The organism is Sulfitobacter sp. (genome assembly GCF_036961165.1).
GTDB lineage: Bacteria > Pseudomonadota > Alphaproteobacteria > Rhodobacterales > Rhodobacteraceae > Sulfitobacter.
In genome coordinates this window covers 1-14,714 of the sequence record NZ_JBALVJ010000018.1, presented here as the reverse complement: position 1 = coordinate 14,714, position 14,714 = coordinate 1, and the positions used below count along the sequence as shown (strand labels likewise).

13 protein-coding genes are annotated in these 14,714 nt (G+C 58.1%); 11 read left to right on the top strand and 2 right to left on the bottom strand.

Annotated features, from left to right (window positions below):
• Nucleotides 1-69: 69 nt before the first annotated feature.
• The 5 genes from V7730_RS10055 (at nt 70) to V7730_RS10035 (ending at nt 4,358) form a co-directional block, all read left to right on the top strand.
• Entirely contained in the window at nt 70-921 is an 852-nt protein-coding gene (locus tag V7730_RS10055) for a LysR family transcriptional regulator (protein ID WP_335747466.1), read from the top strand.
• 351 nt (nt 922-1,272) lie between these two features.
• Nucleotides 1,273-1,647 (top strand): helix-turn-helix domain-containing protein, encoded by a 375-nt coding sequence (locus V7730_RS10050; RefSeq protein WP_335747465.1) that lies wholly within the window; start codon nt 1,273-1,275, stop codon nt 1,645-1,647.
• 79 nt (nt 1,648-1,726) lie between these two features.
• On the top strand, nt 1,727-2,536 hold the full coding sequence (hisN, locus tag V7730_RS10045; protein WP_335747507.1) for a histidinol-phosphatase: 810 nt from the start codon (nt 1,727-1,729) through the stop codon (nt 2,534-2,536).
• On the top strand, nt 2,533-3,873 hold the full coding sequence (locus tag V7730_RS10040) for an 8-oxoguanine deaminase (RefSeq protein ID WP_335747464.1): 1,341 nt from the start codon (nt 2,533-2,535) through the stop codon (nt 3,871-3,873). Before hisN ends, V7730_RS10040 begins: the two co-directional genes overlap by 4 nt.
• Before the next feature lie 2 nt (nt 3,874-3,875).
• A complete protein-coding gene (locus V7730_RS10035) occupies nt 3,876-4,358 on the top strand; it encodes a CAP domain-containing protein (RefSeq protein ID WP_335747463.1) in 483 nt (160 codons plus the stop codon).
• A 32-nt stretch (nt 4,359-4,390) separates the two neighbouring features.
• Here the strand turns inward: V7730_RS10035 and guaD are convergent, their stop codons facing one another.
• Complete coding sequence (gene guaD, locus V7730_RS10030; protein WP_335747462.1) at nt 4,391-5,686, bottom strand: guanine deaminase; 1,296 nt, start codon at nt 5,684-5,686, stop codon at nt 4,391-4,393.
• A 134-nt stretch (nt 5,687-5,820) separates the two neighbouring features.
• On the opposite strand from guaD, the gene mgtE reads away from it, so the two are divergent.
• From mgtE to V7730_RS10005, 5 genes are all read left to right on the top strand, one after another.
• Complete coding sequence (mgtE, locus tag V7730_RS10025; RefSeq protein ID WP_335747461.1) at nt 5,821-7,221, top strand: magnesium transporter; 1,401 nt, start codon at nt 5,821-5,823, stop codon at nt 7,219-7,221.
• Nucleotides 7,222-7,223: 2 nt separating this feature from the next.
• A complete protein-coding gene (locus V7730_RS10020) occupies nt 7,224-7,775 on the top strand; it encodes a 5-formyltetrahydrofolate cyclo-ligase (RefSeq protein WP_335747460.1) in 552 nt (183 codons plus the stop codon).
• Nucleotides 7,776-7,881: 106 nt separating this feature from the next.
• Nucleotides 7,882-8,694, top strand: a complete 813-nt coding sequence (locus V7730_RS10015; protein ID WP_335747459.1) for a TIGR00282 family metallophosphoesterase — start codon at nt 7,882-7,884, stop codon at nt 8,692-8,694.
• A complete protein-coding gene (locus V7730_RS10010; protein ID WP_335747458.1) occupies nt 8,691-9,641 on the top strand; it encodes a DMT family transporter in 951 nt (316 codons plus the stop codon). The genes V7730_RS10015 and V7730_RS10010 overlap by 4 nt, the downstream gene beginning before the upstream one ends.
• Nucleotides 9,642-9,662: 21 nt before the next feature.
• Entirely contained in the window at nt 9,663-11,435 is a 1,773-nt protein-coding gene (locus tag V7730_RS10005) for an SLC13 family permease (RefSeq protein ID WP_335747457.1), read from the top strand.
• Nucleotides 11,436-11,483: 48 nt separating this feature from the next.
• Here V7730_RS10005 and V7730_RS10000 read toward each other — a convergent pair whose 3' ends face one another.
• Complete coding sequence (locus tag V7730_RS10000) at nt 11,484-13,256, bottom strand: SLC13 family permease (protein ID WP_335747456.1); 1,773 nt, start codon at nt 13,254-13,256, stop codon at nt 11,484-11,486.
• A 279-nt stretch (nt 13,257-13,535) separates the two neighbouring features.
• Here V7730_RS10000 and V7730_RS09995 point away from each other — a divergent pair, with 279 nt between their 5' ends.
• Entirely contained in the window at nt 13,536-14,279 is a 744-nt protein-coding gene (locus V7730_RS09995; protein ID WP_335747455.1) for a YebC/PmpR family DNA-binding transcriptional regulator, read from the top strand.
• The last annotated feature ends 435 nt before the right edge of the window (nt 14,280-14,714 follow it).

Genomic DNA, 14,714 nt, shown 5'->3' with positions numbered 1-14,714 from the left:
ATATATGGGGGATGCTGTTGCATCATTAAAACGAATGTTTTTGATGCGGCCCATTTGAATCTGTGATGTATGCGTAATCTTGATATAGCGACCCTACGGTCCTTGGTGGCCGTTGCCGATGCAGGCGGCGTTACGCGGGCGGCCGGTTTTTTGCATCTGACGCAATCCGCAGTGTCCATGCAGCTTAAACGGCTGGAGGAGCTGCTCGACGTGCAACTGCTGGATCGGAGCGGTCGCACCATCGCTTTCACTGCCAGCGGCGACCAGTTGCTGGGCTATGCGCGCCGCATGGTTGCGATGAACGACGAAGCAGTGCTGCGTCTGACTGCGCAGAAATATGCTGGGACCCTGAGGCTCGGCGTACCACATGACATCGTCTATCCGGCGATTCCGCAGGTCCTTAAACAATTCAACAGCCTCTTTCCCGCGATCCGTATTGTGCTGGAATCCTGTCACACACACACTCTGAAAGAGATGTTTTCTAAGGGGGAATGCGATGTCATCCTCACTACAGAAACGTCTGTCGGCAACGGTGGGATTACTCTGGCGGAAAGGCCCATGCATTGGATCGGCGCTGCGGGTGGGGCGGCATGGCGCCAAAGACCGCTGAACATTGCCTTCGGTCGGCTGTGTACGTTTCGCCCACAGGTCGTGGCGGCGCTTGATGCTGCTGATATTCCTTGGCAGATGCTGGTCGAGACCGACAATGACAGTGCAATCCATGCCACAGTCAGTGCCGATCTGGCGGTGCATACAGCTATTGAGGGGACCGAGGCGCAGCAGCTGGTCCGAATCGACCATGGCGGCGCATTGCCCGAATTGCCTGCCCAGATGATCAACCTCTACAAGTCCGAAGGCGCCTTGTCGGAACCGCTAGAGCAACTGATTTCCCTTCTGATGGCCAGGCTTGCCAGTAAATGAGCGGAGCCCGGGGCATCGCATGCACAGAAGTGCCCCAGCTTTCGCCACCCATTCTTAGTGCGGCCTTGTCTAGAAGGCGCTTGTTTCTAAAGTATTGAAATTATTTGTTTTGATCATTGCCCCTCCAAGGCCGTTTTGCCCGTCAGAGGTGTGCATGAGTGTGCGGGAAACCGGCAGGTATAGTCCTTTTGCGCGCATTACTGCGCGCCACCACACAGGTTCTTTGCAGGGCAGCATTGATTGGGTATGCTATATGACAAGGAATATAGACGTTTGTACCTTTTTCGCTCTGCCAGCCGAAGAAATGACAGACGCTGGTTTTGGCGCAGAGTAAGAAAGCAGGCTATCGACATGGCTCATATCGTAGACACTCACGTAGGCAAAAAAATCCGACAACGGCGCTGGTTGATTGGTATGACGCAGCAGCAATTGGCCGAACTCGTCGGTATCAAGTTCCAGCAAATCCAGAAGTACGAAACGGGCGCAAATCGGGTCAGCGCCTCGCGGCTTTGGGATATTGCAGCCGCGCTGGGAATTCCTGTCTCTGCCTTCTTCGAAGGGGTCCCCGACGTCGAAGCACCTTCTCCAAGTCATCAATGCGCTGTGCCGCATGATCTGTTGGAGGACAAGGAAGCGGTGGAGCTGGTGCGGTCCTACTATGCCATTCCCAAAAACCAACGCCGCCGCCTGTTAGAACTGGCGCGTGTGCTGGGTGATGTGGCTTGAATTCCTCAATTCCGAGTCGAAAGGCCGTTTAAAGTGTCCGCGCCTTGCGTGACACTGACGTGAGTGAGACTTGTCCTATATGAAAATTGATACCGAATTGAGCCAAGAGCTTTGCCGTGTGGCGCACTTGATGGCTGATGCTGCCCGTGCGGTTATCCTGCCCTATTTTCGCAGCAGTGATCTGGGGGCGGATAATAAGCTTCCGGGTGGGTTTGATCCTGTTACGGTTGCCGACCGCGCCGCTGAGGTGGCGATGCGCGATATACTGGTGCAGCACCGTCCTCAGGACGCAATATTGGGCGAAGAGCTTGGCAGTACAGCTGGCACAAGCGGGCTGACATGGGTTCTTGATCCTATCGATGGGACACGGGGATTTATTTCCGGCACACCTACATGGGGTGTGCTGATTGCGGTGGGCGACGATGAAGGCCCGTCCATTGGCATCGTGGATCAACCTTATACGGGAGAGCGGTTTATCGGGACGCCGGAGGGCGCCACGCTGATCCACGGTGAAAACCGTCGCAGCCTACATACCCGTGCACCGCGGCCATTGTCCGAAGCGATTGTCTTTACCACCTTCCCCGAAGTCGGCAGCGCGCAGGAGGGGGCTGCGTTTCGCGCCGTGGCCGATCGGGCTCAATTGACCCGTTACGGGATGGATTGCTACGCTTACGCGCTGGTCGCATCCGGTCAGGTCGATCTGGTGATTGAAGCGGGGCTGAACTCTTACGACATTCAGGGTCCGCTGGCGCTGATTCAGGCCGCAGGTGGGATCGTTACCGATTGGGAGGGCGGACCCGCCCACAACGGCGGCCGTGTGATTGCTGCCGCCAACACCGAGATTCATAGCGAAGCACTGGTGCTTTTGCAGAAATCGCTCGAAACATGAGCGTGACAGTCCTGAGTGGAGCAGGCACGATCCTCACAATGGACGATACGCGTCGCGAATTGGCGGGCGAAGATATTCTGTTGTCCGACGGTGTGATTGCGGCCATCGGTCCTGCACTGGCGGTACCGGACGGGGCCGAGGTCGTGGATGTGTCGGGCTGTCTGGTGACGCCCGGATTGGTCAACACCCATCACCATCTCTACCAAAGCCTCACGCGCGCCGTACCGGGCGGACAGGACGCACTATTATTCGGATGGTTGCGCACGCTCTACCCAATCTGGCAGCGGTTTACGCCGGATCATATGTTTGTCTCTGCGCAGGTCGGGTTGGCCGAGCTTGCGCTGTCAGGCTGCACGCTCAGTTCTGATCACCTGTACCTTTATCCCAACGGATCGCGGCTGGAGGATACCATCCATGCCGCCGCAGAAATCGGTTTGCGGTTTCACCCAACACGCGGCGCGATGAGCATCGGCGAAAGTAGTGGAGGCTTGCCGCCTGATGCGCTTGTGGAGAACGAAGAGGCCATTCTGGCCGATTGCATCCGCGTGATTGACGCCTTCCACGACCCCGATGAAGGCTCGATGTGCCGCGTCGGGATTGCGCCTTGTTCGCCCTTCTCCGTCAGCACGGACCTGATGCGCAACGCCGCGATCCTGGCGCGGGATAAAGGTGTGATGCTGCATACCCATTTGGCCGAGAATGATGAAGATATCGCCTATTCGCTGGAGAAATTCGGCTGCAGGCCCGGACAATATGCCGAAAGCCTCGGTTGGGTCGGGCCGGATGTTTGGCACGCGCATTGCGTGAAGCTCGACCCTTCCGAGATTGCTCTGTTTGCCAGCACAGGAACGGGAGTCGCCCATTGTCCATGCTCCAATTGCCGTTTGGGCAGTGGTATCGCGCCGCTACGTGCCATGCGCGACGCGGGCGTGCCGGTGGGTATCGGCGTTGATGGGTCAGCCAGCAACGATGCAGGCAATTTGGTGGCCGAAGCGCGGCAGGCGATGCTGCTACAGCGCGTCTCGCTCGGAGCTGATGCCATGAGCGCGCGCGAAGCGTTGGAGATCGCCACACGTGGTGGAGCGGATGTGCTGGGGCGGCCTGATTGCGGGCGATTGGCGATTGGCAAGAGGGCAGATATCGCCATTTGGGACATGTCGGGCGTGAAGTCGGCGGGATCATGGGACCTGTCTGCGCTACTTCTTGCCGGTCCGACCACGGTCCGTGATTTATATGTTGAAGGTCGCGCAGTAGTCCGAAATGGACAAATTAAAACCATAAATATGCCTGAACTCGTGAGCAGACAAAGGGAGATGGCAACCGCACTACAGGAGTAAATATGAGACAACGTATTTTAGGTACCTGCCTTGTCGTGTCACTCGCGACATTCGCAATCACAAGCCCTGCACCGCAGGCACAGCAAGCCAAGATTGAAAACGCAAGCGTTTCGACTGGCGCGCGATCTGCCAGCGCGCAGATCAACGCAATCCGCGCGCGGGCCAACCTCCACAAAGTGCGGCGCAGCGCAAAGCTCGATGCAGCTGCTTTGGCCCATGCCCGTGACATGGCTTCGAACCGTTTCATGAGCCACACAAGCAGCGATGGCTCTGATTTGCGCGTCCGTGTTGCGCGTGTGGGATATAAATGGTGCAGTCTTGCTGAAAATGTCAGCCGCGGATACCGCACCGAGGCGCGCGCGATCGAAAACTGGCGTCAGTCTCCGGGGCACTATCGCAACCTGACGAACAAAAAGGTCAAGGAATTCGGTCTGGCCAATGTGAATGGTTTTCGCGTGATGGTCCTTGGGGCCAGCCGCTGCTGACTGTACTAAAAGCTCAATCTTGGCGCTGCGCTTTAGCCTTGGACGGCAGCTCCTGCGATCCACGTGGCCCGCACCGCGCGGTCATCACCCAGCATGATCGTGGCAAAAACATCTTCCCAGACCGAGCCTGAACGGTTGGCGCGCTGATCAATTGCTGCGGTTGATCGTAGGTTCAGCACCACAAGATCGGCGTAGTGCCCAGCGGTCAGGGTGCCGATTTCATTCCCCAGATGCAGGGCATTGGCTGACCCCGCTGTCGCCAGCCACATCAATTGGGCCGCATGCAGCGCATGTCCGTGGTGCTGAGCGGCCTCGTAGGCTGCCGCCATGGTGCGCAGCATCGAAAAAGATGACCCACCACCGGTATCAGTGGCCAGCCCCAGCGGGATGCCGCGTGCGGCCAGTGCAGGCAAATCCAGCGCGCCAGACCCGATAAAAGCGTTCGATGTGGGGCAGTGGATCACACGGCCTTGCACCTCGGCTAGTCGGTCCACCTCTCGCGGGGTCAGGTGGATCGAATGGCCGTAAAGCCCGCGCTCCCCCAAAAGGCCATGCGCCTCATACGTGTCGAGGTAGTCACGCGCGTCTGGGTACAGGCTGCGCACCCATTCAATCTCGTCCGTTTGCTCGCTCAGATGGGTTTGCATCAAACACTCGGGGTGCTCGGCCCAAAGCGCGCCAAGCGCCGAAAGCTGCTCGGGCGTGGAGGTGGGCGAAAAGCGCGGCGTGATGGCGTATTGTGCGCGGCCCTTGCCCTGCCAGCGTTCAATCAGCGCCTTGCTGTCGTCATAGGCCGACTCAGCTGTGTCGCGCAGATCATCGGGCGCGTTCCGGTCCATGCAAGTCTTGCCAGTGACCACAGCCTGCCCGCGCGCTTCGGCAGCGCGAAATAGCGCTTCGGCGCTATGCGGGTGGATGGTGGCGTATGACGCGACAGTGGTGGTGCCATTGGCGGCTGTAAGATCCAGATAGCGTGCTGCAATCGCTTCGGCATAGGCCAGATCGGCAAACCGCGCCTCTTCGGGGAAGGTATAGGTATTGAGCCAGTCAATGAGCCGCTTGCCCCAGCTCGCGATCATGGCGGTCTGCGGGTAATGCACATGCGCATCCACAAAACCCGGACAAATCAGATCACTACCGTATGAGATGACGCGCGCCTGCGGATGCGCGGCCTTCAAGGTACCGGCATCACCAACGGCGGCAATTTTCGCCCCGTCCAGCAGCACTGCTCCTGCGGAGTTGATCTGTACACAATCCTCCCACGGTGCGTGAAAAGGATCACCCTGAAAGGTGAGGATTTGGCCAGTGAGGAGGAGCTTTTCAGTCATGTTTCGCGTTGTACCTGTTTAATCTGCTCAGGCAATGGGCAGGTGTGCTTGCCCAAGTGTAATATGGCGCACGCGCGCCATTGTGGTCTTTGCTACGCCTGCTTATGTTGCCGCACACGCAGGGGGGAATTCGCATGTCGGACCACGAGCAACAGGCAGAAAATCACCCTGAAGAAAATGAACCCGAAGCCTATGTGCTGGGTAAGCGCGATGTCTCCGCGATTCTTTATGCGGTAGAAATTGACGACCGCGAAAAGCTGATCGAACTGATGGAGCCGTTGCACCCGGCTGACATCGCCGACCTTCTTGAGCAAATCAGCTCGTTCGAGCGGGCGCGACTGATCCGGCTTTATGATCTGGAATTCGACGGGGACATCCTGTCGGAACTCGATGAATCGATCCGTGACGAAGTCATTTCCTTACTAACGCCGCAGGTGCTGCAAGAAGCCATGCGTGAGTTGGACAGCGATGATGTTGTTGACATTATCGAGGATCTTGAAGACGCCCAGCAAGCTACGATCATGGACGCGCTTGATGATGTGGACCGCGCCGCCGTCGAGCAGGCGCTGGCCTATCCGGAGTATTCTGCCGGCCGTCTGATGCAGCGTGAAGTTGTGATGGCGCCAGAGCACTGGACCGTGGGAGCTGCAATCGATCATCTGCGCGCCACCCCCGAAGATGAGTTGCCGGACCAGTTCTACCACGTCATCATCGTCGACCCGCGTTTGCACCCCGTAGGCAATGTGACGCTTGGCAAGCTGATGCGCTCCAAGCGCGAGACGCCGCTAAAAGCGCTGATGGAAGAGACTTTCCAGATCATTCCGGCGCTGCGCGCAGAAGGCGATGTGGCTTATGCGTTCAACCAGTACCACCTGATCTCCGCGCCCGTTGTGGATGAAGATGGCCGCTTGATCGGCGTGATTACCATCGATGATGCGATGGCCGTATTGGACGAGGAACATGAAGAAGACATCCTGCGCCTTGCGGGTGTGGGGGACGGCTCTCTGTCTGACCGCGTGATCGAGACGACCAAGCAGCGCCTGCCTTGGCTGGCCGTGAACCTTGTCACGGCTATTGCCGCCTCTATGGTGATTTCACAGTTCGAAGTGGCGCTGGCGCAGATTGTGGCCTTGGCGGTATTAATGCCGATTGTGGCCTCCATGGGTGGAAACGCAGGCACGCAAAGCCTGACGGTGGCCGTGCGCGCGCTGGCGACAAAAGACCTCACCGGCTCAAACGTCTGGCGGGTTATCCGGCGTGAATGTCTGGTGGGTTTAATCAACGGCTCGATATTTGCGGTCGTGATGGGTGTTGTTGGCGTGATCTGGTTTGGCTCACCGGCGCTGGGCTATGTGATTGCCACTGCGATGGTAATTAACATGGTGGTCGCGGGGCTGGCAGGCACTGGCATCCCGATCCTGCTGGAACGGGCTGGGGTCGACCCTGCGCTGGCTTCGGGTGCGTTTGTGACGACTGTGACGGACGTTGTCGGCTTCTTCGCCTTTCTTGGACTTGCAGCAGCGGTGCTGCTGTGACTATGGCTGCGACAAAAGACGCAGCACGCCAAACAGCGTTTGCGCGACGCAAACCGCTTTTTGATCAGGCAAACGCGGCACAGGCCGGCTATCTGAGCGAGTTTCTTGCAGGATATCGCGGCGTTGCCGTATCGGGCTTCATGCCCATCCGGACCGAAATTGACCCCCGCGCCGCTATGGCGGAAGCCGCAGCCTATGGCGATGTTGGCGTGCCGGTTATCCAACGGGCGGCCCAACCGCTTAAATTCGCGCGCTGGACCCCTGATGCAGAAATGGTTGCAGGGCCATTAGGCGCCTATATCCCTGCCATCATTGAATATTTTGAGCCCGAAATCCTTATCGTTCCGTTGCTGGCCTTTAACCGACAGGGAGGGCGCTTGGGCTATGGTGGCGGATTTTATGACCGCACCTTAGAGATGCTGCGTGCGCGGCGGGCAACACTTGTCATCGGTTTTGCCTTTGCTGGACAGGAGAGTGACGATATTCCGCTGGAGCCGACAGACCAGCCGCTTGATATGGTCGTCACCGAGGCCGGCGTGATCGAGATAGCCTGACGCATCCAAAAGTTCGGGAAAAATACGGTCGCGTAACAACAACACTGTGTCGCGTCGTTATCCTTGCCTCTTGCAGAGCACGGCGCAGAGCCGTAACGCTGAACTTATGAAAATACTCTTTCTTGGTGATGTGATGGGCCGCGCTGGGCGCAGCGCCATCACCGATAATCTGGCCCGTTTGCGCAGCGAATGGAAACTCGATTTCATTGTGGTGAATGGTGAGAACGCCACATCCGGTATGGGGCTTTCGGGGGCTCACGCCAAAGATCTGCTTGACGCAGGCGCCGATTGTCTGACGTTGGGAGATCATTCCTTTGACCAAAAGGACATGCTGGCCTTCATCGAGCAGGAACCGCGTATCATCCGGCCGCTCAACTTCTCGAAAAACGCACCGGGCAAGGGCGCGCGTCTATTCAAGACCCGCACGGGCAAGCAGGTGTTGGTCACGCAGGCCTTGGGTCAGGTGTTTATGAAACGCCCGTATGACGATCCTTTCTCGGCGTTGGATACAGTGTTTAAAACCCACCCTCTGGGCGGAATGGCCAATGCCATTATCGTGGACATTCATTGCGAGGCGACGTCTGAGAAGATGGCCACGGGTCATTGGTGTGATGGCCGCGCTTCACTGGTGGTGGGTACCCATACCCACGTACCGACCTCTGATGCGATGATCCTGCCGGGTGGCACGGCCTATCTGTCTGATGCGGGAATGTGTGGCGACTACCATTCTGTTATCGGTATGGAAAAAACCGAGCCTTTGCGACGCTTTATCACAGGCATGCCGAAAGAGCGGTTTTCCCCCGCCAATGGCGAGGCAACCCTATCAGGGGTCTACATTGAGACCGACGACAAGACCGGCCGCGCCACGCGGGTGGTACCAGTGCGGCAGGGCGGGAAATTGCAACAGAGCGCCCCGTGAAGGACACGCCGGACCATGGCGGGCTTAGCCGCCGCGACGAGCTGTGGTTCAGCGTTTTTCTGGTTTTGATGGGCGCGGGGTGGGGGGCTACGCAGCCCCTGACGAAGATCGCGGTAAGCACGGAATACGGCTATTTTGGGCTCGTGTTCTGGCAACAGGTGTTAGGCGCGGCGTTGATGATGGTCATCTGCGTGCTGCGCCGCACCAAGTTGCCGCTCCATGCAACCGCGCTGCGGGCCTATGTGGTCATCGCCATGATCGGAACAGTGCTGCCAAACACGATTTCCTATCAGGCGGCGGTATTTTTGCCTGCGGGCATCATGTCTTTGCTGCTCAGCATCATTCCGATGTTTGCATTTGTCATCGCGCTGCTGTTGCGCACCGAGCGCTTTGCAATGCGGCGGTTGGGCGGGCTGGCCTTTGGGCTTGTCGGCGTGTTGATTATTCTTCTCCCTTCGGTCGATATGGGGGAGCCTGTGCCGGTGGGTTGGGCCGGTATCTATCTGCTGGTCGCACTGTTTTATGCGTTTGAGGGTAACTACGTCGCGCGGTGGGGTGTCGCAGGGCTAGACCCGTTTCAGTTGATGCTGGGCGCGGCGCTTGTGGGGCTTTTTGTTATTACGCCGCTGATGCTGGTGTCCGGCCAGACCATAGTACCGCTTTGGCCGATGCCTGCGGCACAGACGGCACTGGTGGCGTCTTCGGTGATTCATGTGATGGTTTATGCCAGCTACGTCTGGCTTGTCGGACGGGCAGGCGCTGTCTTTGCGGTTCAAGTGAGCTACATGGTCACAGGTTTTGGCCTCTTCTGGGCATGGCTCATTCTGAACGAAGCGTTTTCCCTTCTCATATTTGTTTCTCTGGCGACTATGTTCGCGGGGATGTATTTGGTGCAACCACGACCAAAGGCCGTGCTTGCCGCGCACGGCACGATCGACGACAAATGATAGAAACCCAGAAGTAGTCCAATGCACATGTTTGAACTTTCTCAATTCTCTCAGGCGATCATCTCAATCTCTGTTGTTGTGGTGATGTTCATACTTTTTCTACGTGAAACGTTGCCGACCGAAGTTGTCGCGTTAGCGGGGGCGGCCGCGCTGCTTGCGCTGGGGCTTTTACCTTATGACGACGCGCAAGCGGTGCTGTCCAACTCTGCCCCCTGGACGATTGCGGCGATGTTTATCGTGATGGGGGCGCTGGTGCGCACTGGCTCGCTAGAAGTGTTGACTCGATTGGCCGAGCGCTACGCGCGCACACATCCGAAAACTGCCGTTGTGGGCGTGATCCTGTCTGTCATGGGCGCATCAGCCATTATGAATAACACGCCTGTTGTGGTGGTGATGATCCCGGTCGTGGTGCAGCTGAGTAAGACGCTGGGCACCAAAGCCTCAAAGCTGCTGATCCCGCTGAGCTACGCCGCGATCATGGGCGGCTCGCTTACCCTCATCGGTACCTCAACCAACCTGCTGGTTGACGGCGTGGCACGTGCACAAGGGATGGAGCCGTTCGGCATCTTTGAAATCCTGCCCATCGGTCTCGTGGTTTGCGCGTGGGGCCTGATCTATATGGGGACCATCGGGCGCCGCCTGTTGCCAGAGCGGGACAGCCTCGCTGGCATGCTCAGTGATCGCTCCAAGATGAAGTTCTTCTCCGAGGCGGTCATCCCGCCGGAAAGCAACCTTATTGGCCGCGAGGTGCTGGACGTGAAGCTATTCAAGCGTGACGGCGTGCGTCTGATTGACGTGGTGCGCGGCGATGCTTCGCTGCGGCGCAACCTCAAGGATGTCTTGCTGCAAACTGGTGACCGTGTGGTTTTGCGCACACAGATGTCGGAACTGCTGAGCCTTCAGGCCACGCCTGAGCTCAAGCGCGTTGATCAGGTTTCCGCCGTTGAGACGACCACGGTTGAGGTGCTCATCACGCCCGGTTGCAAGATGATCGGCCGCTCGCTAGGCGCGCTGCGTTTGCGGCGGCGCTACGGGGTTTATCCGCTGGCGGTGCACCGACGGAACCAGAACATCGGTCGACAGCTTGATGATCTGGTTGTGCGCGTGGGCGATACGCTGCTGCTGGAAGGGGCAGGCGAAGATATCCAGAGACTGGCCGCTGATATGGATATGGTTGACGTCAGCACGCCATCGCAACGTGCCTACCGCCGAGGCCACGCGCCAATCGCGGTTGGCGCATTGGCCGCTATTGTTATTCTGGCCGCGCTGAACGTTGCTCCGATCCTGATGCTGGCAGTGATTGCCGTCGCGGTGGTGCTGGTCACCGGCTGTATCGACGCGGATGAGGCTTTTTCATTTATCGACGGTCGCTTGCTGGCCCTGATCTTTTCGATGCTTTGTGTGGGGGCCGCCCTGCAACATACAGGCGCTGTGGAGCTTATTGTGGATGCCGTTTCCCCCGCGTTGGGGAACCTGCCTCCGGCTGTGGTGATCTTCTGCGTGTTCCTGATGACCACCATCTTGACCGAGATCGTGTCGAACAACGCGGTGGCAGTTATCATGACGCCGATTGCCATCTCTCTTGGTGATGCGCTGGGCATGGACGCCCGCGCGCTGGTGGTTGCAGTGATGATTGCGGCGTCATGTGCATTTGCCACGCCCATTGGCTATCAGACCAACACATTGGTCTACGGACCGGGCGGTTACAAGTTCACGGACTTTATGCGCGTGGGTATTCCGCTGAACCTGTCGATGTCGTTGATCGCAAGTGCTGTGATCCCCTTGATCTGGTGAGCCAAGCTACGACTAGCGCCGCCGGTTCTGAACCGGCGGCGGCATCGCCTAAAGGGGCCAGAAGACCTGAATGGCAGGGATAGACACGGCGATCACGATCACTTCCAGTGGCAGGCCAATACGCCAGTAGTCGCCAAAGCTATAGCCACCGGGGCCAAGGATCAGCGTGTTGTTCTTATGACCAATCGGGGTGAGGAACGCCGACGACGCGGCAATCGCGACAGCCATCAAAAAAGGATCCGGATTAACGCCGAGGGTCTGCGCCATCTGGATGCCCACTGGTGCTGCGACAATCGTCGTGGCGGTGTTGTTGAGCACGTCCGACAAGGTCATCGTCACCACCATCAGAACCGTCAGAACGGCCCATGCAGGCATTCCTTCCGTAAGGCTGACCAGCGACCCCGCAATCAGTTGGGTGCCGCCGGATTTCTCCAGCGCGGCACCCAACGGGATCATGGAGCCCAACAGCACAATAACCGGCCACTCGATGTGGGTATAAAGCTCGGACAGGGGCACAATTTTGGCGAGAACATAGGCAATCACAACCATCCCAAGCGCTATCGGCAGATAGATCAGCCCGAGGGAGGCCGCAGTGACCGCGCCCGCAAACAAGCCGATAGCGAGCCAGACCTTGCTGTTTTCAGTCACTGCAAGACCGCGGTTAGCCAAGGGCAGAACGCCCAGCCATTCGGTCACATCACTTACCGTATCGCGCGGGACCAAAAGCAACAAGATATCGCCGGTCTCAAGCTGTGTATCGCGCAGATGCGAGGTGATCTTGCGGCCGCGACGGGAGATGCCCAACAGCACGGTGCGCTGCCGCCAAGCCAGACCAACTGCCTTTGCGGTGCGACCTGATACGCGGCTCTCCGCGGTGACAACAACCTCGATGATCTCGACACCCTCGCCGTCGGCGCGCAGACGCTCTTCGCGCGCGCTGTCCGCCACCGCCAGATCAAGGGTCGAGCGGAATTCGTCCAAGGCATCAGGTGTGGCCTCTAGCACCAGTGCATCGCCGGCCTGCAGTTCCGCGCTTTGGGCCCGTCCATATCGGCGTTTGCCGCCGCGCATCAGGCCGATGATGGTTACGTCGGTCTTGGCCGCAGTTTCTTCAAGCTCTGACAGTCGCTTGCCGATGTGTTTGTTGCCTTCCGGCACGACAAGCTCGGCGATATAGGCGGAAAGGTCTTCGGCGCTGATGCTGCTGTCTTCGCGCGCGGGGATCAGGCGCCAGCCCACAAGCGCGACAAAAGTCAGACCCGCAATGGCGGCAATCCCGCCCACAGGGGCGAAGTCGAACATCTTGAACGGCGCGCCAAGGCTTTCTTCGCGGATGGCGGCGATGATGATATTGGGCGGTGTGCCGATCAATGTGACCATTCCGCCCAGAATTGTCGCAAAGCTGAGTGGCATCAGCGACAGACCCGGCGCACGGCCGGCTTTGCGTGCGGTCTGGATATCTACGGGCATCAGCAGCGCTAGCGCGGCCACGTTATTCATGAACGCTGACAGTATCCCGCCCACAGCCCCCATCAGCGTAATGTGCGCCCCAAGCGAGCGTGAGGCATCCACCAACGTCCGCGTGATCAAAAGCACCGCTCCCGAGCGGACCAGTCCGGCAGACACCACCAGCACCAACGCGACCACCAGTGTCGCCGGATGGCCAAAGCCGTCAAAGGCGTCTTTGCTATCGACCACCCCCAGCACCACTCCTGCCATCAGCGCCGAGAAGGCAACGATATCGTAACGGAAACGGCCCCAAAGCAGGAGGCCAAAGACTGCTCCGAAGAGCGCGAAGAGGATGATTTGATCTTGTGTCATTGCGGCACAATGTTGCACGTCGCAGACAAGGACAAGAGTAATAAGAGCTTGAAGCCAACGACGTAGGAGCAACGAGATAGAACTGGTGCGCAGGGGGGCTGTTGCACGCTGACGGCCTTTGGCGGCATGTGGGCACAGCAACCCGAAGTGCAGGGCGCTCACTGCAAATGATCTGCCGAGCCGAAAAGGCCCGCAAATCCCGCGGATGGGAGCCTTGCCCCGCCTAGGGGTGCTGCCGTATAAGCGCGCCAAATAGAATTCCTCAGACGGAGATAATCCATGGCAGGCCATTCCAAATGGGCAAACATCCAGCACCGCAAGGGGCGTCAGGACAAGTTGCGCTCGAAAATGTTCTCGAAATTCTCCAAGGAGATCACGGTGGCCGCCAAGATGGGCGACCCCGATCCTGACAAGAACCCGCGCCTGCGCCTTGCGGTGAAAGAAGCAAAGCAGGCCTCGATGCCGAAAGACAACATCGACCGCGCGATCAAGAAAGCCGTCGGTGGCGACGCGGAAGAATATGAAGAAATCCGCTATGAGGGTTATGGCCCGAACGGTGTTGCCGTGATCGTGGAGACGATGACCGACAACCGCAACCGCACCGCTTCTACCGTGCGATCTACGTTCACCAAGAACGGCGGCAACCTAGGGGAAACCGGCAGCGTTGGCTTCATGTTCGACCGCAAAGGCGAAGTGACCTATCCGCTGGAAGTTGGCGACGCGGACACTGTGATGATGGCAGCGATCGAAGCGGGGGCGGAAGACGTCGACTCGTCCGAGGACGGGCATGTGATCTATTGCGCGGACACTGATCTGAACGAGGTGTCCACCGCGCTGGAAGCGGAGTTGGGCGAATCCGATTCGACCAAGTTGATCTGGCGACCGACCACCACCACCGAGATGGATCTTGAGGGTATGCAAAAGCTGATGAAGCTGATTGATGCGCTGGAAGACGATGACGATGTACAGCGCGTCACTGCGAATTTCGAAGCCTCTGACGAGGTGATGGAAGCACTGGAATAAGCGGTCTTCCCTCGTTTGCGATAGAAAAACCGTCACGCCAAGCGTGACGCATTCCCACTTGTAGGACATTAACAACAAAGGTTAACGAATTTATTTTCGGCAACCTTTTGTTTTTGAACTATAATAATGGCCTGTTTTCGTGCGATTCGGACAAGCTCTCTGGGTGGTGAAAGCCGCGCATGAGCCTTTTTTAGATTTCTTGCGGATTGGGCCTTCGTAAATGCGTCAACAAGCCAATATGGTTTCTGCGTCGTGAGCGCTCTTGTCAAAACTTCGGAAAGGAAGCTGTTGGGCAAGAGTATTCAAAATACTGTTCTCTGATTGCGGCCTTGTCAAGCGGGGTTGCGATATGTCCGTCCGGGGTCATGGTTCTCTCCGAGGTCTGAAGTGGTCCTGCTTTTTAGGACAGTTTTGCGGCTTGGCTAAGATGCATCT

Bases quoted from the DNA above. Each gene is read 5' to 3' on its own strand.
- V7730_RS10020 (WP_335747460.1), top strand. From the start codon at position 7,224: ATGGCTGCGACAAAAGACGCAGCACGCCAAACAGCGTTTGCGCGACGC.
- V7730_RS10055 (WP_335747466.1), top strand. From the start codon at position 70: ATGCGTAATCTTGATATAGCGACCCTACGGTCCTTGGTGGCCGTTGCC.
- V7730_RS10005 (WP_335747457.1), top strand. From the start codon at position 9,663: ATGCACATGTTTGAACTTTCTCAATTCTCTCAGGCGATCATCTCAATC.
- V7730_RS10050 (WP_335747465.1), top strand. From the start codon at position 1,273: ATGGCTCATATCGTAGACACTCACGTAGGCAAAAAAATCCGACAACGG.
- V7730_RS10035 (WP_335747463.1), top strand. From the start codon at position 3,876: ATGAGACAACGTATTTTAGGTACCTGCCTTGTCGTGTCACTCGCGACA.
- V7730_RS10015 (WP_335747459.1), top strand. From the start codon at position 7,882: ATGAAAATACTCTTTCTTGGTGATGTGATGGGCCGCGCTGGGCGCAGC.
- mgtE (WP_335747461.1), top strand. From the start codon at position 5,821: ATGTCGGACCACGAGCAACAGGCAGAAAATCACCCTGAAGAAAATGAA.
- V7730_RS10000 (WP_335747456.1), bottom strand. From the start codon at position 13,256: ATGACACAAGATCAAATCATCCTCTTCGCGCTCTTCGGAGCAGTCTTT.
- hisN (WP_335747507.1), top strand. From the start codon at position 1,727: ATGAAAATTGATACCGAATTGAGCCAAGAGCTTTGCCGTGTGGCGCAC.
- guaD (WP_335747462.1), bottom strand. From the start codon at position 5,686: ATGACTGAAAAGCTCCTCCTCACTGGCCAAATCCTCACCTTTCAGGGT.
- V7730_RS09995 (WP_335747455.1), top strand. From the start codon at position 13,536: ATGGCAGGCCATTCCAAATGGGCAAACATCCAGCACCGCAAGGGGCGT.
- V7730_RS10040 (WP_335747464.1), top strand. From the start codon at position 2,533: ATGAGCGTGACAGTCCTGAGTGGAGCAGGCACGATCCTCACAATGGAC.